Origin of the sequence: Gilvirhabdus luticola (genome assembly GCF_040117515.1) — a bacterium.
GTDB classification, from domain to species: Bacteria; Bacteroidota; Bacteroidia; order Flavobacteriales; family Flavobacteriaceae; genus Gilvirhabdus; species Gilvirhabdus luticola.
Map to the genome: position 1 here is coordinate 373,987 of NZ_JBEEEN010000002.1, position 21,114 is coordinate 395,100.

Annotated in this window: 20 protein-coding genes; 10 read left to right on the plus strand and 10 right to left on the minus strand. The window is 32.7% G+C overall.

The features are described from left to right. Positions 1-28 precede the first annotated feature (28 nt). From AAFP94_RS06210 to purH, 8 genes are all read right to left on the minus strand, one after another. The gene (locus tag AAFP94_RS06210; protein WP_316661664.1) at positions 29-1,057 is read right to left on the minus strand and encodes a DUF6515 family protein; all 1,029 of its coding nucleotides are present in this window, start codon (positions 1,055-1,057) and stop codon (positions 29-31) included. 31 nt (positions 1,058-1,088) lie between these two features. Then, the gene (locus AAFP94_RS06215) at positions 1,089-1,817 is read right to left on the minus strand and encodes a DUF2092 domain-containing protein (RefSeq protein ID WP_316661665.1); all 729 of its coding nucleotides are present in this window, start codon (positions 1,815-1,817) and stop codon (positions 1,089-1,091) included. A 240-nt stretch (positions 1,818-2,057) separates the two neighbouring features. Then, on the minus strand, positions 2,058-3,335 hold the full coding sequence (rodA, locus tag AAFP94_RS06220; RefSeq protein ID WP_316661666.1) for a rod shape-determining protein RodA: 1,278 nt from the start codon (positions 3,333-3,335) through the stop codon (positions 2,058-2,060). Next, positions 3,335-5,194: a penicillin-binding protein 2 gene (gene mrdA, locus AAFP94_RS06225; protein WP_316661667.1), complete on the minus strand. Its 1,860-nt coding sequence runs from the start codon at positions 5,192-5,194 to the stop codon at positions 3,335-3,337. Before mrdA ends, rodA begins: the two co-directional genes overlap by 1 nt. Further along, the gene (gene mreD / locus AAFP94_RS06230; RefSeq protein ID WP_316661668.1) at positions 5,191-5,697 is read right to left on the minus strand and encodes a rod shape-determining protein MreD; all 507 of its coding nucleotides are present in this window, start codon (positions 5,695-5,697) and stop codon (positions 5,191-5,193) included. Before mreD ends, mrdA begins: the two co-directional genes overlap by 4 nt. Beyond that, a complete protein-coding gene (gene mreC / locus AAFP94_RS06235; protein ID WP_316661669.1) occupies positions 5,690-6,511 on the minus strand; it encodes a rod shape-determining protein MreC in 822 nt (273 codons plus the stop codon). Before mreC ends, mreD begins: the two co-directional genes overlap by 8 nt. A 10-nt stretch (positions 6,512-6,521) precedes the next feature. Continuing rightward, a complete protein-coding gene (locus AAFP94_RS06240) occupies positions 6,522-7,550 on the minus strand; it encodes a rod shape-determining protein (RefSeq protein ID WP_316661670.1) in 1,029 nt (342 codons plus the stop codon). 54 nt (positions 7,551-7,604) lie between these two features. After that, the gene (gene purH, locus AAFP94_RS06245; protein ID WP_316661671.1) at positions 7,605-9,137 is read right to left on the minus strand and encodes a bifunctional phosphoribosylaminoimidazolecarboxamide formyltransferase/IMP cyclohydrolase; all 1,533 of its coding nucleotides are present in this window, start codon (positions 9,135-9,137) and stop codon (positions 7,605-7,607) included. A 204-nt stretch (positions 9,138-9,341) separates the two neighbouring features. On the opposite strand from purH, the gene AAFP94_RS06250 reads away from it, so the two are divergent. Next, positions 9,342-10,592, plus strand: a complete 1,251-nt coding sequence (locus AAFP94_RS06250) for an ABC transporter permease (protein WP_316661673.1) — start codon at positions 9,342-9,344, stop codon at positions 10,590-10,592. A gap of 4 nt (positions 10,593-10,596) precedes the next feature. On the opposite strand, the gene AAFP94_RS06255 is transcribed toward AAFP94_RS06250, so the two are convergent. Beyond that, a complete protein-coding gene (locus AAFP94_RS06255) occupies positions 10,597-11,058 on the minus strand; it encodes a GAF domain-containing protein (RefSeq protein ID WP_316661674.1) in 462 nt (153 codons plus the stop codon). 89 nt (positions 11,059-11,147) lie between these two features. Between AAFP94_RS06255 and xrtF the strand changes: the two genes are divergently transcribed. The 9 genes from xrtF to AAFP94_RS06300 all read left to right on the plus strand — a co-directional run bounded on the left by xrtF (position 11,148) and on the right by AAFP94_RS06300 (position 19,885). Beyond that, on the plus strand, positions 11,148-11,696 hold the full coding sequence (xrtF, locus tag AAFP94_RS06260) for an exosortase family protein XrtF (RefSeq protein WP_316661675.1): 549 nt from the start codon (positions 11,148-11,150) through the stop codon (positions 11,694-11,696). Then, on the plus strand, positions 11,693-12,121 hold the full coding sequence (locus tag AAFP94_RS06265; protein ID WP_316661676.1) for an exosortase F system-associated membrane protein: 429 nt from the start codon (positions 11,693-11,695) through the stop codon (positions 12,119-12,121). The genes xrtF and AAFP94_RS06265 overlap by 4 nt, the downstream gene beginning before the upstream one ends. Before the next feature lie 57 nt (positions 12,122-12,178). Further along, positions 12,179-12,592 (plus strand): HYC_CC_PP family protein, encoded by a 414-nt coding sequence (locus AAFP94_RS06270; protein WP_409628255.1) that lies wholly within the window; start codon positions 12,179-12,181, stop codon positions 12,590-12,592. A gap of 85 nt (positions 12,593-12,677) precedes the next feature. After that, entirely contained in the window at positions 12,678-15,182 is a 2,505-nt protein-coding gene (locus AAFP94_RS06275) for a heavy metal translocating P-type ATPase (protein WP_316661678.1), read from the plus strand. A gap of 1 nt (position 15,183) precedes the next feature. Then, positions 15,184-17,421, plus strand: a complete 2,238-nt coding sequence (locus AAFP94_RS06280; RefSeq protein WP_316661680.1) for a TonB-dependent receptor — start codon at positions 15,184-15,186, stop codon at positions 17,419-17,421. A 1-nt stretch (position 17,422) separates the two neighbouring features. Continuing rightward, the gene (locus AAFP94_RS06285) at positions 17,423-17,776 is read left to right on the plus strand and encodes a heavy-metal-associated domain-containing protein (protein ID WP_316661682.1); all 354 of its coding nucleotides are present in this window, start codon (positions 17,423-17,425) and stop codon (positions 17,774-17,776) included. A gap of 16 nt (positions 17,777-17,792) precedes the next feature. Next, a complete protein-coding gene (locus tag AAFP94_RS06290) occupies positions 17,793-18,011 on the plus strand; it encodes a heavy metal-binding domain-containing protein (RefSeq protein WP_316661683.1) in 219 nt (72 codons plus the stop codon). A 138-nt stretch (positions 18,012-18,149) separates the two neighbouring features. Further along, on the plus strand, positions 18,150-18,824 hold the full coding sequence (locus AAFP94_RS06295) for a hypothetical protein (RefSeq protein WP_316661684.1): 675 nt from the start codon (positions 18,150-18,152) through the stop codon (positions 18,822-18,824). A 191-nt stretch (positions 18,825-19,015) separates the two neighbouring features. Then, complete coding sequence (locus AAFP94_RS06300; protein ID WP_316661685.1) at positions 19,016-19,885, plus strand: alpha/beta fold hydrolase; 870 nt, start codon at positions 19,016-19,018, stop codon at positions 19,883-19,885. A 138-nt stretch (positions 19,886-20,023) separates the two neighbouring features. Here the strand turns inward: AAFP94_RS06300 and AAFP94_RS06305 are convergent, their stop codons facing one another. After that, a complete protein-coding gene (locus tag AAFP94_RS06305) occupies positions 20,024-21,088 on the minus strand; it encodes a coiled-coil domain-containing protein (protein WP_316661686.1) in 1,065 nt (354 codons plus the stop codon). Positions 21,089-21,114: the final 26 nt, after the last annotated feature.

The following is a 21,114-nucleotide window of genomic DNA, read 5'->3' on the forward strand; positions in this document are numbered from 1 at the left end:
TTTTAATAATCAGTCATTTAGACGATAATCATTCTTTCTTCACTTCTACAATTTCGTACATATTTTTACCATCTACTTGTATGGGTTGGTAGTATGTTTCTCCAAACTGCACATAGGTTTGCTCTCCTATTTTGACTTCTTCGCCACCTTCAGGTAAATTAGGCACAATGGTCCCGGCTGTTGCAGGCACTACAATATAACCTTCAGAATTTTGCTCATAAAAAGCACCACCATAATAGTAGTTTGTCGTATTGTTGACTTCAACTTTTTCTGCTTCTTTCGGAATTTCTGGCACTTGTGCCCCAACAGGTGCTTGAACAGCTTCAAAACCATCTTCTGTTTTTAAATAATATGTACCATTCTCGTAATGATATTCATCATCGTCATCATCCTTATCATCATTTACAATGGATACAATTATCGCTGTAGTAGCTAATGAAGTCACAAAATATCCCCAAGGGTGATAATATGGTCCCCAGTAAAATGGTCTATAAGGGAAATAGAAGTATGGATGGTGACAATAATATCCAAATCCACCATAAATATATGGAGGCCTTACATAAACCCTAGTGCTAGACCTTACCACGGTATTTCTCCTATTAATATTAATGTTTTTACTATTGTCAATCTTTATATTTCTATTACCTACTCTATTACCATTATTATTACTTATTTTATTACCACTTCTGTCTTTAATATTTGAAGTTTTCTTTCGATTAACATCTCTTGTGACTGGACTATTAGTAACCTTTTTGTCATTTATTTTTTGTTTATTATTTGAATTATTTGGTCTAGTTACCGATTTGTCCCTATTAGCATTTGAAGGTCTCGAAATACTTCTATTTTGAGATTTATTATGTCCTCCATTAATACTTCTTCTTTGAGTGGCAGATCTATTAGGCATTGAATGCGTAGTATTTGGTCTTGAAAAAGATTGTCCGCCACGAGATGCATTATGCCTCATGCGTTGTGCAAAAACATCTGTTGGCATAATAAACGTGAGCAGCAAAATGACTAATACTGCCTTTAAAGTTGTAGTTGAAATATATTTAATCATAATATTGTTTTTAATAGTGGAATGATATTTCTTAAGATTTAGCCAAAATACTAATGAGTCTAGCATTTGGTGGAGGTAAGAAATCAAAAACAGATTCAGGAATATTTGGATTGAGACTCCAGTCTGTAAAAGTAGATTCTATTTGTAAGTTATTTTCGTTTTTATCCATTATAAGCAGCTTTTTTGGCAACATCCCGGTGTCATTAGAAATCCAAATTTGAACATGCATTTCATTATTGGTTGCCATAATATGGAAACATTCTTCTCCTTCAACTATTTTTTTCCCAATATATTTAACAGTATCAAAAGCATCTATGATATCATCGGTAAACGAAGGGTAGAAAAAATCTGCTGCCGGGAATTTAAAGTCAAATTTCACGTGCATACTATCAATCATGGTTATGATATTATCTGGTGCTTCTAAAGTCACATAATTATTTTCGTCAAAAGAATAATATGAAATAAAAGCGCCATCATACCAAATGCCATAGTTGCCTCTGTCTCCTTTGGTTCTAGACATCAATTTATCAGGGCCAACCATGCTTACACTACTGGTACTAAAATGTGTTTCAATATTCTGTTCGACATTTATTTTGTCTGAAGAAGTCGCAACGTTAAAACTTACAGATTCTAAATCACCTATAATGTCATTCATTTTATCTAAAATGAAAATAGCAGTTGAATCTATTTTTTTTGATTCTTGAGCAAAACTTAAAAAAGGTAAAAAAGTTAGTACTATCAATAAAAGGCGTTTTTCCATAAAAGCAATTATTTAAATTTTTTATACATAGTTCGTTTTACGAAAACTAATTGTTTTCATTAAATCATTTTATGTAAGACTCCGTAAATGCATTACAGACAGAGTAAATGCATAATAAATTCAGACTTACTTTATTTTGCAATTATTAGGATAGGGGATTATAAAGATACTTTTTTTTAGAAATTTAACAATTAAAACCAAAAAATTAAATTAAGGTGAATTTTATCGATAACCAGTAGCTTACCATTCATTGATTCTATTTGAATCAAGTTTAATAAATACAAAAAGTAAAATAGTAAAGCCCCAAAGACCGGAGCCCCCATAACTAAAAAAAGGTAATGGTATACCAACTGTAGGAATTAAACCCATGACCATACCAACATTAATCATAAAATGAATAAACAATATAGATGCGACGGAATAGCCATATACTCTACTGAATTGTGATTTCTGAAGCTCTGCCAATCTTAAAACGCGTAACAGCAACAACACAAACAATACAACTACTGCAGTACTGCCTAAAAAACCCCATTCTTCTCCAACTGTACTAAAAATATAATCCGTATGCTGCTCTGGCACAAATTTTCCGGTGGTTCTAGTGCCCTCTAAAAATCCTTTTCCGGCAAATCCACCTGAACTAATTGCTTTTTCAGACTCATAGAGATTATAGAGAATGTCTTGCCTCATTTGTTCAATCTTTGCTGGGTCTTTTTCTAATCTCAACCAAAGACTAATCCTATCCTGTTGATGCGGCTTTAAAATATTACCATAAAAAAACTGAACCCCAAATGAAATTACCAAACATGCAATAGTAATAATAATTGGTTGCAAAATAGTTGGTTTCTTCTTCCTAGTAAAATGATATGTAAATACTATTATAGCAGCAATTATTGAAGTTATAATTGAATTAAATTTTAGGGCCGAAACAGATAATAAAATTAAAAGCACTCCTATATTTAAGTATTGTTTTGGAAGTCCTTCTCTATAGAGTACAAAGAAAAATGAAGCATAGACAATGGTACTTCCTGCATCGTTTTGGAATAAGATTAAAACCGCTGGTATGAATATAATGATGAATATTTTAATTTGATCGCTAAACTTCTTTATGTCTGTATTTAAATCGCTTATATATTTAGCAACTGCCAAGGCAGTCGCCGCTTTGGCGAATTCACTCGGTTGCAAGGTCATACCACCAATTGCATACCAAGATGTAGCACCATTAACGTTTTTACCAAATACAAATAACCCAACCAAGGAAAGCATTGAAACCAGATAAATAATACTTGAAAAACGTTCGTAAAATTTAGTGTCAATAGCTAAAATTAGTACAATAAGTAAGAACGTTAGAAAAATAAAAACAAGTTGTTTACCATAAGGTTGAGAAAAATTAAAATAGTCGACTGTTTCACCAACATGAGAAGCCGATAAAATGTTAAGCCACCCAAAACCTACTAAAAGCAAAAAAATAATGATTGTAATCCAATCAAATTTAAAATGTTTATGGGTTTCTCTTAACATTATTGGTTTATTGAAAATGGTTTCCCAGAATATGGTTTAAGATATTCTTCCTCAAGGCTTTTTTCTAAAACTAGTTTTTCCATTTGCTTAAGTGTTACTTCTCCTTTAATATATTTTTCTATCATTAAACTAGTTATTCTACCAGCCCATCTGGCTCCATAATAACCATTCTCGACAAATACTGCAATAGCAATTTCAGGATCATCTTTGGGTGCAAAAGCAATAAAAATAGAATGGTCTGTTAATTGTGTTCTTACACCATTAATTTTTGTGAAATTTTCGGCCGTACCTGTTTTACCACAAATTTCTATTCCAGGAACTTGCAAAAACCAAGCTGTACCTTTATTATAAACATCATAAAGACCTTGTACGACTGGTTCAAAATGACGTTTATCTATAGTAGTGTGCTTGGGTGTTGTGAATTTTTCATCGATAGTTTGACCTTCTATATTTTTAATAATATGTGGTGTGTAATAAAAACCTCTGTTGGCAATAGCTGCTGTAACATTAGCCAATTGAATAGGTGTTACCAACACTTCGCCTTGCCCAATAGAATTTGAAATAATGGTTGTTGATCCCCATTTAAAATCTGGATACCATTTATCGTAATAATCGCCATCAGGAATATTACCTTTCTTTCCAATGGGTAGATCATAACCTAAAAAATCTCCTAAACCAAAACTTTTTATATGGTCGCTCCAAATATCCATAGAGTGATTAGAATCATCATATAAATCAATTGTTTTTCGAAAAGCATTTGCAAAGTAAGAATTGCATGATTTTGCAATCCCTAAATTTAGGTCCCTTCTTCCACCACCACAATGGCAGCCCATAGTTCCTCTTCTACCATAACGATAAACTCCAGAACAAGTTACTGTTGTTTCTGGTGTTATTGCACCTTCTTGTAAAGCAGTCAATGCAATTAGTGCTTTAAAAGGAGACCCAGGTTCGTGCATACGCAACAGACCTCTATCAATAAGTGGTCTACTAATCGTATCATTATAAAGTTTAGTATAATTTCTAGAGCGTTGTCTGCCTACTAAAAGATTTGGATTATAAGTTGGAGCAGAAACCAAAGTAAGTATTTCTCCTGTACCTGGCTCAATGGCTACAATACCTCCTCTTTTGTTTTGCATTAACAATTCGCCATAAGCTTGTAAGTCTGCATCTATTGTAATAGTAATATCCTTGCCTTGTTGTGGTATCGTGTCATAAACTCCATCTTTGTAAGGGCCAATATCTCTATTGAATCTGTCTTTTTGTATGAATTTAATTCCTTTTACACCTCTCAATTCGTGTTCATAAGATAATTCAACACCTTGTTTACCAATAAGATCTCCCATTTTGTAATAAGGATTTTGCTCAATTTGATTTGGACTAGCTTCAGCAATAAAGCCTAAAACATTGGCGCCAATTGTTGTTTGATAATCTCTTAATGATCGTTTTTGAATGTAAAACCCTTCAAATTTTCGCATTTTCTCCTGTAAAACTGCATAATCTTCTTTAGACAAATGAGAAACAAAAACCGATGGCAATCTAGGTGAGTAATTGTATGCTTTTCTATAAATGTCTTTAAATCTCTCTTTATCAATTTTTAATAAAGAGCAAAACTCTAATGTATCTAGTGATTTAACTTCACGCGGAATAACCATAATATCATACGAAGGTTGATTGGCCACTAGAAGTTTTCCGTTTCTGTCGTATACAAATCCTCTTTTCGGATAATCAAAAACCTTTCTTATGGCATTGTCTTCATATAAGTCATGAGATGGAGAGCTATACACTTGCAAGTAAAACAATCTTGAAACAAATGTTAGTCCAACAACAATAATAACTATGAATAATAAAAATTGCCTCATTTAGAATTCTTACTAAAAATAATGGTTATTAAAACGCATAATAAAATAGTAAATACACTTGAAAATAACGTTTTTTGAAGCGTTAAAATTATTTTTGAAAGGTTAAAAATTTCAAGTGAGAACAAAATAAGATGATGTATCAATGTAAGAATGGCTATGTACATTGTCTTCGCCCCAAACTCTACATTACTAAATTTTACAGCTTGGTGTTCATATATCATTCCAAAACAAAACTTTAAAACTACTGGTCTTATATAAGCTATTGTTACACACGCTGCTGCATGCACTCCTCCAGAGTCTGAAAACAAATCGATTGTTAGACCAATTAGAAAGCTTAAAAAAATAAATAAGGTTCTGTTATTCTTAATAGGATATAAAATAACAAACAAAATGTATAGATACGGATTTATATAGCCTAAAAAATTGATATGGTTTAAGATCAAAATTTGGACCAAAACCAAAACCAGAAACCTAACACCATTTATAGAAACAATACTATTCATTTATTCCATTTAATAGGTTGTCTATTTCTTCTGCATCAATATTTTTAATAACATATACATGCTCTATGTTGGTCATGTCATTAAAGAGCTTGATATTTATGTTATAATAGTTTTCGGCAGCATCAAGTTTAAAATCATTGACAACACCTATTTGTATTCCTCTTGGAAAAATTGTAGAACGCCCTGAAGTTACAATGGTATCACCTATTTCGACTGGTGCAATTTTTGGAATATCTATGAGTTGTATAAACTCATGAGATTTACTATCCCAAGCCAATGACCCAAAATGATTTGTTTTTTTAAGCTTTGCGCTTATACTAATACTTGAATTTAAAACAGAAATAACCGTTGCATATTTTTTGCTTACATTATCAATAATACCTATAATACCTTTAGAATTAATAACCCCAAAATCTTGAGCTAAACTGTCGCGTTTGCCTTTGTCTATCAATAAAATATTGTTTGACAATGAATAGCTGTTTTTGATAACTTTTGCAGCTGTGAATTCGTATGGAATACCAAACTTACTGCTGTCTAAAACAAATGCCGAAATTGAGTCTTCTCCATTATAAATCAATGTATTTAATCTAGAGTTTTCTTCAGATAAAATTTCATTTTGCCTTTTTAAACTAAAATATTGGCTGATATTATTGGCCGATTTATAAATACCGCCACTTAAAAAATTTGCCGAATGAACAAACTTACTTTGATGATAAGAATGAGATTGAATTGTTAAAACTAAAGAAATGACAAATAGCAACAAAAACAATAAAAACGTTTTGTTTCTAATAATAAAGTTTACTATTTGTTGCATAGCTTTCTACCTATTTTATCAATACGCTTTTGTATTTAGGTAAGTTCTTTAATGTAATTCCTGTACCGCGCACAACAGCTCTTAATGGGTCTTCGGCTATATATACTGGCAAGTCTGTTTTTTGAGATAAACGCTTGTCAAGACCACGTAACATGGAGCCTCCTCCTGCTAAATAAATTCCTGTATTATAAATGTCTGCAGCTAATTCTGGAGGTGTTTGAGATAATGTTTCCATAACAGCATCTTCAATTCTAAGAATTGATTTATCCAGGGCTTTTGCAATTTCTCTGAAGGAGATTTGCACTTGTTTTGGTTTTCCAGTTAAAAGATCTCTTCCTTGTACACTCATATCTTCTGGCGGAAGTTCTAAATCTTCAGTTGCTGCACCAATTTGTATTTTTATCTTTTCGGCTGTGCGTTCACCAACATAAAGATTGTGTTGAGTACGCATGTAATAAATTATATCGTTTGTAAAGACGTCACCTGCAATTTTAACAGACTTATCACAAACAATTCCACCTAAAGCAATCACGGCAATTTCAGTGGTTCCTCCACCTATATCCACTATCATATTCCCTTTTGGTTGCATAATATCTACGCCTATACCTATAGCAGCTGCCATAGGCTCATGAATTAAATAGACCTCTTTACCATTGACACGCTCAGCACTTTCTTTTACAGCGCGCATTTCTACTTCTGTAATTCCTGAAGGTATACAAATGACCATTCTCAATGCAGGAGTAAACCATTTCTTTTTTAAAGCAGGTATATTTTTGATGAACATACTTATCATCTGTTCTGAAGCATCAAAATCTGCAATTACACCATCTTTTAAAGGTCTGATGGTTTTTATATTTTCATGGGTTTTTCCTTGCATCAAACTTGCTTCTTTTCCAACATGAGTTATCTTACCAGTAGTTCTATCTCTGGCAACTATTGATGGACTATCTACCACAACTTTATCGTTGTGAATAATAAGTGTATTGGCTGTACCTAAATCTATTGCAATTTCTTCGGTCAGGAAGTCAAAAAATCCCATATGTTATAAGTGAATATTTGAGGTTAAAAACTATATCTTGTAAATGTAATAAAATTAATGTTTAAAATGACGTGTTCCCGTAAATACCATAGCAACATTATTTTCATTACAATAGTCAATACTTAATTGGTCTTTAATTGAGCCTCCGGGTTGAACAATTGCTGTAACTCCAGCCTTGTTGGCAATTTCTACGCAATCTGGAAATGGAAAAAATGCATCACTTGCCATAACTGCACCTTCAAGTTCAAAATTGAAAGACTTTGCCTTGTGTATTGCCTGATTTAGTGCATCAACTCTGCTTGTTTGTCCTGTCCCACTGGCGCATAATTGTTTGTTCTTTGTCAATACTATGGTATTTGATTTGGTGTGCTTACATATTTTTGAAGCAAACATTAAATCTTCTAACTCACTTTTACTTGGTTTGTTGTTAGTCGGATAAGTTAATTCTTCATGGGTATCCGTAATAAAATCTTTATCCTGAACCAATATACCATTTAGACAGGTTCGAACTGAAGTTTTAGGTAATTCCATATTATTCAGAATCAAAATAATTCTGTTCTTTTTCCTTTTTAAGATTTCCAATGCTTCAGAACTATATGAAGGTGCAATGACGACTTCGCAAAATAGCCTATGAATTTCTTCAGCAGTCGCTTCGTCTATTTCAGAATTACTAATCAAAATTCCTCCAAAAGCCGAAACAGGATCTCCAGCCAAAGCATCAATATAGGCCTGCTTAATGGTGTCTCTTTGTGCCAAACCACAAGCGTTATTATGTTTTAATATTGCAAATGTTGGTACATCGTTTTTAAATTCGTTCATCAGGTTTACAGCAGCATCAACGTCAAGTAAGTTATTATAGCTTAACTCTTTGCCATGAAGCTTGGTAAACATGTCATTAAAATTTCCATAAAAAATGCCTTGCTGATGTGGGTTTTCTCCGTATCGTAAAACTTTTCCATTAATCTCACTTATCTTAAGCGCTGCAACCTCTTGATTTTTATTAAAATAATTAAATATAGCAGAATCATAATGTGAAGAAACATTAAATGCTTTTGTTGCAAATTGCTTTCTATCTGATTCTGAAAGCACACCGTCTTGTTCTGTAATAAGCTTAAGAAAATCTGAATAATCATCTACTGAAGCTACACAGATAACATCGGCATAATTTTTTGCTGCGGCTCGAATTAAGGAAATACCACCAATATCAATTTTTTCAATAATATCTTGCTCATTTGCACCAGAAGCTACTGTTTTTTCAAAAGGGTATAAATCTACAATAACTGCATCTATCTGTGGAATTTCAAATTCAGCTAACTCTGCGATATCAGTATCTACATTCTGTCTATTCAAAATTCCTCCAAAAACCTTTGGGTGTAGGGTTTTAACACGTCCGCCTAATATTGAAGGATAAGATGTAACATCTTCAACAGGAACTACACCAATTCCTAATTCGTTAATAAATTTTTGTGTACCGCCAGTTGAATATATGGTGACATTAAGTTCATTGAGCTTTCTTACTATAGGCTCTAAACCTTCTTTGTTGAATACCGAAATAAGAGCTGATTTGATCGTTTTATTGTTGTTCATTTAACCAGGTTTGAATTGATTTTCGTTTTTTGAAAATCAAAATTTTACATCATTTTTTTGAATGAAAATATTTGATTGCAAAAGTAATTATTTAAAGTAAAAATTCATGGTTTATGGGCTATTTTGTTTAGACTATTTTGTAACGAATGTTTTTAAAAAACGTCTTACATTTATATTTAATAAAAGTAACCCATAAAAAACAGCATGCTCGTTTATTTGCGTCTTTTTAAAGAAAGCTTTTCTTTTGCGCTAAATGCATTAAGAAACAATAAACTGCGTACTTTTTTATCTCTACTAGGTGTTACCGTAGGTGTGTTTTCAATTATCGCGATTCTGGCAGCAGTAGATTCTTTAGACCAAAGCATAAAGGGACAATTGGATGGAATTGATAAGAACGTCATGTATGTAACAAGGTTTTCTTTTGGTCCAAGTGATATTCCTAATTGGAAAAGAGAAAGTTTTCCTCAAACAGATTATGATGATTACGAATTTGTAAGAAACAATGTTGGAGATATTGAAGCCTGTGCCTATGCCATTGTTGGGAAAGCAGAAACCATTAAATACCAGGACAAAACACTATCTAATGTTAATGTAACACCTGTTTCTAATGAAGTTTATGAAATCGATAATTTAAAAATCCATAAAGGAAGGTTTTATAACGAAAAAGAATCTAATACTGGAGCACCTGTAGTGGTTTTGGGTTATAGCTTGGCAGAAAATCTATTTGAAAATGAAGAGCCTATTGGCAAAGTGGTTCGCATTTATGGAAGAAAACTAACAGTGATTGGTGTGCTTGGGAAGTTTGGAGGTGTAAATTTTGATTCTCCAGATGAAAAAGGTTTTGTCCCTGTGAATTTTGTTCGGCAGTTTATGAATACTGCATCAAAAAATGTATTGACAATAATAATTATTAAACCAAAGGCAGGAGTAGATGTTAATGCTTTTGAAAGTGTTTTAAGGCAGAAATTCAGAAATCACAGAGGCTTAAAGCCAGAGGACATCGATAACTTTTTTATTCTTAGACTATCAGGTTCAATTGAGTTTATTAATGCCATAATTGGATTCTTAAATACTGTTGGATGGGTCATTAGCGGTTTTTCTTTGCTGGTTGGTGGTTTTGGTATAGCCAATATTATGTTTGTTAGTGTAAAAGAGCGAACTAACTTAATAGGTATCCAAAAATCTTTAGGAGCAAAAAATCGATTTATTTTATTTCAATTTTTATTTGAAGCTATTATTCTTGCGTTTATAGGCGGATTGGTTGGGTTATTTTTGGTTTGGATAATGATCATATTGGGAAATCAACTCACTGAAGACTTTGAATTTATTCTTTCTTTCGGAAATATATTTCTGGCATTTACCATATCTTCAATTATAGGGTTGGTTTCTGGTATAATTCCAGCAATATCTGCCTCAAAACTTGATCCCGTTGAAGCTATAAGAGCTGGAGGATAAAAGTTTATGAAAGCATTTTAGACACCAAAGAACATACGTATTCTAGAAAACGTTCATCCTCTTCTGTAAAAGGATCTAGAGTATTTGAATCTATATCAATCTGACCAATATTCTCACCATTAACAAATATGGGAATCACAATTTCAGCTTTCACAGTTATACTACAAGCAATATAATTATTTTGGGCACTTACATCTGGCACTACAAAGTTTTTATTACTTACCGCAACTTGACCGCAAATTCCTTTTCCGAATGGAATAATTGTATGGTCTGTTGGTTGTCCAACATAAGGACCAAGTTTCAATTCATCTTTATCACCATTTTTAAAGTAAAAACCCACCCAATTGTAGTGTGGCACGTTAGCTTCGAGTAACTTACAAATTTGTAACAAACAATCATGTAATTCAAGTACATTGTGATTGTTAACTATTTTCTCAACTCCTGACTTTAATTCTTCAAATGTCATTTGGTTAAAAGTTTTGGTAAAAGTATTTAAAAAGGTGTAATTTATGACCGCAAAAGACATAAATTTAACCCCAAAATGTCATTCTTTTTTTGAAAGAACTATTTATAAAATATAAGCTTGTAGTAAGATTTATTATTAAATTCTTATTGGTCTATGGCATACTTTCCTTGATGTATAGAGGATATTTGGAATACTCAAACACTTCGACGTACTATCCAGATTATATGACCAATTTGGTCGGAAGACAATGTAGAGACTTGTTAGAGTCGGCAGATTATCGCGCATTTATCATACCACACCCTGACGAGCCTTCATTAAAACTTATAATTAATGAAAAGTATGTTGCCAGAATTATTGAAGGTTGTAATTCTTTAAGTGTAATAATTTTATTTGTCTCCTTTATTATTGCATTTTCTGGAAAATTCAAAACCACCTTTTTTTATATTCTATCAGGAAGTGTTTTAATATATGTTGCTAATTTAATTCGTGTGGTAATTTTGGCTGCTGGTTTATATCATTATCCATGGCGCAAAGATATTTTACATACCGTGATTTTTCCCGCTATAATTTATGGAATGGTATTTTTGCTTTGGGTACTTTGGATAAACAGATTTTCTAGACTAAAAAAGCAAGAATGAAAAATTACTTAAAATATCCGCTATTAATATTTTTGGTAGGGTTGCTTGTTTTAATTCGAATTTTTGAAAATGATTTGTTTTATGACCCCTATTTATTATTTTTTCAAAATGACTATTTGTACATAGACTCGCCACGAAGGGAAGTTTTTAAGCTCACACTATTTACATCCTTGCGCTACTTGATGAACACCTTAATATCATTGGCTATAATGTTTGTAGTGTTTAAAGACAAGAATATTATAAAATTCTCGGCTATTATTTATACATTTTCATTTATTGTACTGATTTTGTTGTTCTTGTATTTCGTGACAGATCCCAAACGTGAGCAATATTATTTGTTTTTCAATATTAGAAGATTTCTAATTCAGCCGATTATTTTATTGCTCTTATTGCCTGCATTTTACTACAATAAATTAAAACAGTAAGTGTTAACAATATTGTAAATCTTACATAAATCATCATCTTTTCATTAACTTTGTAATATGTTAAAGCAGTTCATACACAAGAGTTTCTCAATACTAATGGCTCTTTTAGTATTAATTTCTACGGTTTCTTTTACTGTAGAAAAGCACTATTGTGGAGACGTACTAGTGGATGTGTCTTTATTTACTGAAGTCCAAAAATGTGGCATGGAAGCTTTAGAAATGGAAATGGCAGCCATTACAAAAATGTCTTGTTGTAAAGATACTGTTGATATTGTTCAAGGTCAGGACGAATTGAGTTTTAAAACATTTAACGATTTAGATTTTAATCAACAGATATTCCTAGTTAGCTTTTCATATTCTTATTTAAACTTATTTGAAGGATTGCCAGAACAGGTAATTCCTCATAGAGATTATTCTCCTCCAAACTTGATTCGAGACATACAGGTTTTAGATCAGGTTTTTATCATTTGATTTTTTAGTATTCGATTTCTATTTAAGATAGATCGTTATTGTATTGAATCTTCAATACAGATAATTTCATGTTTAATACGAAAAAATGAAACACACTTATCATATACACGGAATGACCTGCAACGGTTGTCGTAGTCACGTCGAAGAAACGCTTTCAAAAGTAAAAGGTGTTTCCAATGCTATAGTTAACTTGGAAAAGGCTGAAGCTGCCATTGAAATGAAACAGCATATTCCTTTAGAAACCTTTCAAAATGCATTGAAAGAAGATGGTGGACGATATAGTATACATAATCAAGGTGAACATCACCATCATTCAGAACCGAAAAAGGAAAAGCAATCCAAAGCGAAAAGTACAGGTTCTTTTTATTGTCCAATGCGTTGCGAAGATGATAAAACTTACAATGAACCTGGAGATTGTCCGGTTTGCGGTATGGATTTGGTAGAAGAACAAAATCTATCGACAGCATCAGCACAACAATGGACTTGTCCAATGCATCCCGAAGTTGTAAAAGATGAAGCAGGTTCGTGCCGTATTTGCGGTATGGATTTAGTGCCAATGCAACCGGATCTTTCGGCAGAAGCAAAGACCTATAAAAAGCTATTGAAGAAGTTTTGGATAGCATCTACATTTACGTTACCTATTTTCCTAATTGCAATGAGCGAAATGCTTCATAATAATCCATTGTACAATCTAATGGAACAGAAATATTGGAATTGGATTCAGTTTGGATTATCCATTCCAGTAGTATTTTATGCCACTTGGATGTTTTTTGAACGTGCTTATAGAAGTATAAAAACGTGGAATCTCAATATGTTTACACTCATTGGGATCGGCGCTGGTGCGGCGTGGTTATTTAGTGTTTTTGGCATGTTATTTCCAGATGTTTTTCCTGCACAATTTAAAACAGAATATAGTGCTGTACATGTCTATTTTGAAGCTGCAACGGTAATTCTAACATTAGTTCTTTTAGGGCAGCTATTAGAGGCTAGAGCACATAGTAAAACTAATTCTGCCATAAAAGAGCTATTAAAACTAGCTCCAAATAAAGCCACTAAAATTAATAAAGATGGCGAGGAAATAGTAAATATAGACGAAATCGAAATTGGAGATTTGCTTCGAGTTAAGCCTGGAGAAAAAATTCCAGTTGATGGAGAAATTACCGAAGGTGAAAGTTCAGTGGATGAATCAATGATTTCAGGAGAACCTATACCAGTTTTAAAACAGGTAAAAGATAAAGTAAGTTCTGGAACTATAAATGGCAATAAAGCCTTTATTATGAAAGCTGAAAAGATAGGCTCTGAAACATTGCTTGCTCAAATTATTTCTATGGTTAATGATGCTAGCAGAAGTAGAGCTCCAATTCAAAAATTAGCAGATAGAATTTCAAAGTATTTTATACCAACAGTAGTCATAATTTCTGTTATCACATTTATTGTTTGGAAATATTTTGGACCAGAACCATCTTATGTTTATGCTCTTGTAAATGCAATAGCAGTTTTAATAATAGCTTGCCCTTGTGCATTAGGTTTAGCAACTCCAATGTCAGTTATGGTAGGTGTTGGACAAGGAGCTAAACAAGGTGTATTAATTAAAAATGCCGAAGCTTTAGAAAAACTGAACAAAGTAGATACCTTAATAATAGATAAGACAGGCACTGTCACAGAAGGAAAACCTTCAGTAGAAGAGATCATACTATTTTCTGATTCATATAGTAAAGATCAAATATTAAAAATGATTGTTTCGGTTAACAGTTTAAGTGAACATCCTTTAGCAAATGCAACCTTAAAGTTTGCTGAAGAAAAAAATATTACACCAAACAAATCTCAAGCTTTTGAATCTGTGATTGGAAAAGGAGTCAAAGCAGAAGTTGATGGTAAAATTGTTGCTATTGGCAATGAAAGTTTAATAGAGGAATTGAACATTCCTTTTCCAGAAAATCTTAAAATAAAGTCTCGAAAGAAACAAAATGAAGGTAAAACTGTTCCTCTTGTAGCTATCGAAAATTCTGTTGTTGCAATGATTGTAATTCATGATAAAATCAAAGATTCAAGTAAAAAAGCTATTTCAGAATTACAACAATATGGTCTCAATGTAATAATGCTAACAGGAGATAACGAGTCTACAGCAGAAGTGGTTGCAGAGAAAGTTAATATTAAACAATTTAAAGCAGAATATCGGCCTGAAGATAAAATGAAGTTTGTTGAAGGGCTTCAAAAACAAGGTAAGTTTGTTGCCATGGCTGGTGACGGAATAAATGATGCACCAGCATTAGCAAAAAGTGATGTAGGTATTGCCATGGGAACAGGTACTGACGTTGCTATAGAAAGTGCTATGGTAACTTTAGTGAAAGGTGACTTACAAGGTATTGTTAAAGCAGTAAATCTAGGTAAAGCAGTTGTTAAGAATATCAAACAAAATTTATTCTTTGCTTTAATTTACAATACCATAGGAGTACCAATAGCTGCTGGAATTCTTTATCCAGTCCTCGGAATTTTATTATCTCCAATGATTGCTGCATTAGCAATGAGCTTTAGTTCTGTTTCCGTTATAGGAAATGCTTTAAGATTAAAGAACAAAAATTTAAATTAAAATGAAAAATCTAATATATATATTATTAATTCTTCCTTGGATGGCCTTTACTCAAAATGAAGTGAAAGGGATGATCATGGAAGCAAACGACAAAAATGAGCATAGACCTTTGCCTGGTGCAAATGTATATTGGCTCGATACAACTGTAGGCACAGTAACAGATATTGATGGTAAATTTTCTGTGCCTTATGAGTCTTCCTATACGCAATTAGTAATAAGTTATGTAGGTTTTAAAACTGATACATTAGCCATTACAGAACCAAAAATGGTTCACCATTGGTTGCAACCTACAAACAGTTTAAATGAAGTTACTGTTAAAGGCAAAAAGAAGGCAGCAGCTAAATCTTTTTTACAATCTCAAAATGTAATTATGGTGAGTAGTAGCGAATTGCTAAAAGCAGCTTGCTGCAATCTTTCAGAAAGCTTTGAAACCAACCCATCAATCGATGTGAATTTTGCTGATGCAATTTCAGGTACTCGACAAATTAAAATGTTAGGTCTAACTAGTCCATATATTTTAATAACAACCGAAAATATTCCATCCATAAGAGGCGCATCACAAACCTATGGCTTAAGCTTCATTCCAGGCACTTGGGTTGAAAGTATTCAAATTACAAAAGGAGCTGGAAGTGTTGTCAATGGCTTTGAAAGCATTGCTGGGCAAATTAATACCGAATTGCAAAAACCTTCAACCGATGACAAGTTGTTCGTGAATCTGTACGGAGCAAGTAATGAACGTTTAGAATTGAATACCCATTTTAATACTAAAGTAAGTGACAAATGGCATACAGGTTTGTATGTACATGGTAGTACCCAAAATAAAAAACATGATGTAAATGATGATGGTTTTATGGATATGCCAATTTATAATCAAATTAATTTGATGAACCGCTGGCAATATACGAACCCTGTAAGAGGTTTTGTAAGCTTTATAAATTTGAAATTCTTAAACGATGAAAAGCAAACAGGTCAGCTAAACTTTCACCCAAAAACAGATAAATTGACGACCAATGCTTGGGGAAGCGAGATAGATACAAAACGTTATGAAATTTCCGCAAAATTAGGTTATGTTAATCCAGAGATTCCTTATCAAAGTCTTGGTGTTCAAACAGCATTTAGTAGTCATAAACAAGATTCTTATTTTGGGCTGAACCTTTATGATATCACTCACAACAGTCTTTATGCCAATGCCATTTATAATTCGATTATTGGTGATTCTCGGCATAAAATAAAAACAGGAATAAGCTATACCTACGACCATTATGATGAGCTTGTAAATACTACAGATTATGAACGTACCGAAAATTCTATCGGTGCATTCTTTGAATACAATTTTGACAATTTGGAAAAAGTCAATCTTTCTGCAGGTGTTAGAATTGACCAACATAATTTGCTAGGCTTTTTTTTCACTCCAAGATTTCATTTGCGTTATACACCATGGGAGAAATCTGCTTTTAGAGTGTCTTTTGGTCGAGGCAAACGAAGCGCTAATATTTTCACCGAAAATCAGAGCATGTTTTCAACATCCAGACAAATTAATACTCTAAATACTAACGGCGAAATTTACGGTTTAGACCCAGAAATAGCGTGGAATTATGGTATCTCTTATTTACAAGGATTTGATCTCTTTAATAGAAGAGCAAACTTGAGTTTTGATTTTTACAGAACAGATTTTAATAATCAGATTGTAGTAGACTATGAAAACCCACAGGAAATAAACTTTTACAACTTACAAGGTGATAGTTATGCCAATAGTTTTCAGGTAGAATTTGATTATAATGCCTTTGAGCATTTTGACTTACGTTTAGCATACAAATATTATGATGTCAAAACACAATACAATTCTGGTAAACTAGAAAAACCATTAACACCAAAACACAGAATTTTTGTTAATGCTGGATATGAGACTAATGAAAAAGACAATGGAAGCAAATGGAAGTTTGATGCGACCTTTAACTGGCTCGGTGAACAACGTTTTGCTTCAACAGCAAGCAATCCAATTCAGTATCAATTACCTGAATACACACCAACAGTTTCAACCTTAAATGCTCAAATAACCAAAGTATTTTCTCCTAAATTTGAAGTATATTTAGGTGGTGAAAACATAACCAATGTTAAACAAGACAATCCTATAGTAGGAGCTAATGATCCTTTTGGACCATACTTTGATACAACATTTGTTTATGGCCCAATTTTTGGAAGTACTTATTACGCAGGATTACGATTTAAAATTGAATAAAATGAAAAATATAATAATCACTTTAACTTTACTAATTACTTTAACAACATTTGCACAAAACAAAAATGCCAAAGCTTCTATAGAAGTCGATGGCGTTTGCTTAATGTGTAAAGAACGTATAGAAAAAGCAGCCATAAGGACCAAAGGTGTTAAAGCTGCAGACTGGAATGTAGAAACTCACGAATTGAAATTGTTTTATGACGAGCGTAAAACAGATTTAAAAACCATTCAGGAAAATATAGCTGCAGTTGGTCATGATACACAAGAGATTATAGCTACTGAAGAGGTATATAATAGTATCGATGCTTGTTGTAAATACAGAGACGAACAAGTAGTAAAAGACCATCAAGATTAACCTTAATTATATACCAATGAAAAAAACAATATTAGCTTTAGCCTTAATTTTTGGATTGAGTACAGTAACGTTTTCATGTAAAGACAAAGAAAAGCAAGTTTCAGAAACCGAAATGCACGAAGCACAACACGACAAGTATAAATGCCCAATGGAATGTGAAGAAGAAAAGACATATGATGAACCTGGCAAGTGTCCTGTTTGTAAAATGGACTTACAAAAAGTGAAGGAAGAATAATAATATAAACATCTGTTTACAAAAAGCCCAAATCTGAAAATATTTTGGGCTTTTTGTTTTATCTGTAATTTGATTTTATATAAAAATAAACGACCTTCGTTTGGTCAAAAACCTATTTATCTGTTAATCTATAAAACCATGAAAAGCAACTTAACCCAACTGTTTTCTCTACTTCTATTTATTTTTTCACTAAATATAATAGGTCAAACACAAGCTGTAACCGTTGAAGGTGACACCATCTATGTTTACAATAATGGTGCCTGGAGCTACGAGCTTCTTGACGAAATGCCAATAATAAATGAATTTGAATATTTAGAAGCAGAGCTTGCTATCGATACGATACAAACACCTTTTCAGTTTTCAGATAAGACCAATAAAGAAGTCATTAATGCAAGTGGCCAATTCAGAATAAAATATGATGGCAAAGCTTGGAAAAGAGTTCCTGCCGTGACCTTAAATGAAGAAGCCGAATTTGGATTTGAGTCTAAATCGTCTGATATCTGGTGTGTTGTGATTTCTGAAGAAACTCCAATTGAAACGACTATGTTATTTAAGATTGCAAAAAAAACATTGGAAGAGAATTCTGGAGCCGAAGCGAAAATTATTAAAACAGAACTCATTACCGTTAACGGAGCAGAAGTATTAAGAGGTGTCATGAATATTAGCTTTTCCGGAATTTCTTTTATATTCGATTCTTATTATTTTTCAAATGAAAAAGGATCTGTACAATTTACAACATGGACAAGTGCAGAAGTCTGGAAACGAAATGAAAACGAGATTCAGGATTTTCTGCATGGTTTTGTGGTAGATTAACCAAATTGTTCTCCTCATTGTATTTGACTTTCTAAAAAAAATAGCCGAACTTCGTTTAACGACAGATATAAACAATTAAAAATAGATTTATATCAAAGCATTGTGACCAATTAAAAACATACTCTGAGGTCAAATTATTTTTTAATTATTAACAAGTATTTCTTTATTAACTAAACACTTTGCAGATTATTATGAAACTAATTAATCCAATTTTAACCTTTGTTTTTATTGTATTTCTATTCATGATTAATGGTTGTAAAACTGAAATAATTACAACAGTTAAGTCATTTGACGGAGTAAGTATCAGCTTTGATAATGAGGGTAAGGGTGAACCTGTTATTATTTTGGTTCATGGTTGGTCGAACAATAAAAGTATCTGGGAAGCTCAGATATCACACTTTTCAAAAAAGTATAGGGTAATTGCTATCGATCTTCCAGGTTTTGGTGAATCTGGAAATAATCGCAGTGAATGGACAATAACATCGTATGGGGAAGACGTATCCAGTATAATTCAACAACTTAATCTTAAAAAAGTAGTGCTTGTAGGTTTTTCAATGGGAGCTCCCATTGTTATAGAAGCTGCTAATAAAGCACCAGATCATGTTATCGGCTTAGTATTGGTGGATCAACTGCAAGAAGTAGAAATGCAGATTCCTCCTCCAATGGCCCTTTATCTTGACAGTGTGATGATGGATTTAGTTAATAATCCTACCAAGGAGAAAATGGTTGGAGGTGGATTCATTAAAAATAATGTTGACTCATCTTTTAATCGAATTGTATCATTTTTAGAGGGTGCTTCACACATTGGTTGGAGAGAATCTCTAGAAGACTATATAAAATGGCAGAATGAACATTGCATACATTCGGTCAAAACAGTCAAGGCTCCGATTATTTCGATAAATTCCGATCTGCAGCCCACCAATGTAGAAGCCTTTAGAAAGTATGTTCCTACATTCAAAGCTAAAATTGTTGAAGATGTAGGACATTTAATAATGTGGGATGACACAGAGGAGTTTAACCGGTTGTTGGAAGAGAGTATACAGGATTTTATAAAGGAGTAATGGAAGATCTGGCAGAAAATAAGCGCCAAATGCTAACTGGGCACAACAATGTATAAAACGCATTAAAACGCATTTTATACTAATCGTTAAACGAATCCATAAAAAAAGCCTCAAATGTTGAGGCTTTTTTTATAGTTTTTAGTCCATGTCAAACCGGATGCCTAATGAAATATTATTTTGGTCTATGGCTTGGTCTTTAAAAATTGGAGATAGGTCATATTTGGCATATATACCTACATTACCCCAACCAAAATATGTGCTTAAACCATACACAAAATTGTTGGTGTTAAACCCTTTGTATTTGTCTTTTTCTCTGTGACCATCTTCTTTGTATTTTATTTTCTGCATAGACTGTAAGACAAATCCACCATAAGCTCCTACTCCCATTTTAAACTTCTTATGTGTCGAGTACCTAAAATAATTGTCGTATTCTCTCTTCTTTGAAGGTCCAAATTCAAAATGCACAGGAAACACCAAGTTTGTGGTTCTGAATTTTGATTTAATGACATTATGAGGAAACTCTTCAAGCATAACGACATCATCAACTTCATTAAAATAAAGATCATCCTTAATGTCTAATTTATTCCATTGAAATGAAAAACCGTATTTAAAACGTAATGCATTGGTGTTTTTAAAAACTCGTGTTTTCCAAGCCCATCCCATTTCTACAAATCCAGAACCTGCCAGTTTGTATGGAGAATCGTTTAGAGATTCACCTTCTATAATGGCATTGTTGAAACCAATGGCAAAAACAAAATCGTTTGTTGTGCGTCTGTCATATCGTCTTGGTAAGTTTTTACCATTTATTCTAACACCTGCAAAAGTACCTTCTCTTCCACCAATAGAAAACCCTACAACATCTCCTTCATCTACATCATTACTATAGCCATTTTCATTACGCCTTAAAAGCGAAATTTTATTGTCAATAATGGCTGTTCTGTTTTCAATATTCAATGCTCTTTTTTCGGCAAGTTCTTGCTTCAATTGGTCGGCTTGTTCTTGAGTAATTGCTCCAGCATCCAAGCGTTTATTAACTTCTTCTACTTCAACTTTTAGGTAATCACGTTCTTCGTTTTCTACTTTTTGTTTGGCATTTTCTAGAATTTCTATTTTTGCCTTGTTATTTTCTGTTTCTTGAGCATTGATGAGATGCGCATTCAAGACTAAAACTACTAATACAATGTATTTTGTAATGGTTTGCATAATTGTTCGTTTTTTAATTGATGAAT

Excerpts from the sequence above, each read along its gene's own strand:
- AAFP94_RS06210 (WP_316661664.1), bottom strand. The coding sequence starts at position 1,057 with ATGATTAAATATATTTCAACTACAACTTTAAAGGCAGTATTAGTCATT.
- AAFP94_RS06215 (WP_316661665.1), bottom strand. The coding sequence starts at position 1,817 with ATGGAAAAACGCCTTTTATTGATAGTACTAACTTTTTTACCTTTTTTA.
- rodA (WP_316661666.1), bottom strand. The coding sequence starts at position 3,335 with ATGTTAAGAGAAACCCATAAACATTTTAAATTTGATTGGATTACAATC.
- mrdA (WP_316661667.1), bottom strand. The coding sequence starts at position 5,194 with ATGAGGCAATTTTTATTATTCATAGTTATTATTGTTGTTGGACTAACA.
- mreD (WP_316661668.1), bottom strand. The coding sequence starts at position 5,697 with ATGAATAGTATTGTTTCTATAAATGGTGTTAGGTTTCTGGTTTTGGTT.
- mreC (WP_316661669.1), bottom strand. The coding sequence starts at position 6,511 with ATGCAACAAATAGTAAACTTTATTATTAGAAACAAAACGTTTTTATTG.
- AAFP94_RS06240 (WP_316661670.1), bottom strand. The coding sequence starts at position 7,550 with ATGGGATTTTTTGACTTCCTGACCGAAGAAATTGCAATAGATTTAGGT.
- purH (WP_316661671.1), bottom strand. The coding sequence starts at position 9,137 with ATGAACAACAATAAAACGATCAAATCAGCTCTTATTTCGGTATTCAAC.
- AAFP94_RS06250 (WP_316661673.1), top strand. The coding sequence starts at position 9,342 with ATGCTCGTTTATTTGCGTCTTTTTAAAGAAAGCTTTTCTTTTGCGCTA.
- AAFP94_RS06255 (WP_316661674.1), bottom strand. The coding sequence starts at position 11,058 with ATGACATTTGAAGAATTAAAGTCAGGAGTTGAGAAAATAGTTAACAAT.
- AAFP94_RS06265 (WP_316661676.1), top strand. The coding sequence starts at position 11,693 with ATGAAAAATTACTTAAAATATCCGCTATTAATATTTTTGGTAGGGTTG.
- AAFP94_RS06270 (WP_409628255.1), top strand. The coding sequence starts at position 12,179 with ATGTTAAAGCAGTTCATACACAAGAGTTTCTCAATACTAATGGCTCTT.
- AAFP94_RS06275 (WP_316661678.1), top strand. The coding sequence starts at position 12,678 with ATGAAACACACTTATCATATACACGGAATGACCTGCAACGGTTGTCGT.
- AAFP94_RS06280 (WP_316661680.1), top strand. The coding sequence starts at position 15,184 with ATGAAAAATCTAATATATATATTATTAATTCTTCCTTGGATGGCCTTT.
- AAFP94_RS06285 (WP_316661682.1), top strand. The coding sequence starts at position 17,423 with ATGAAAAATATAATAATCACTTTAACTTTACTAATTACTTTAACAACA.
- AAFP94_RS06290 (WP_316661683.1), top strand. The coding sequence starts at position 17,793 with ATGAAAAAAACAATATTAGCTTTAGCCTTAATTTTTGGATTGAGTACA.
- AAFP94_RS06295 (WP_316661684.1), top strand. The coding sequence starts at position 18,150 with ATGAAAAGCAACTTAACCCAACTGTTTTCTCTACTTCTATTTATTTTT.
- AAFP94_RS06300 (WP_316661685.1), top strand. The coding sequence starts at position 19,016 with ATGAAACTAATTAATCCAATTTTAACCTTTGTTTTTATTGTATTTCTA.
- AAFP94_RS06305 (WP_316661686.1), bottom strand. The coding sequence starts at position 21,088 with ATGCAAACCATTACAAAATACATTGTATTAGTAGTTTTAGTCTTGAAT.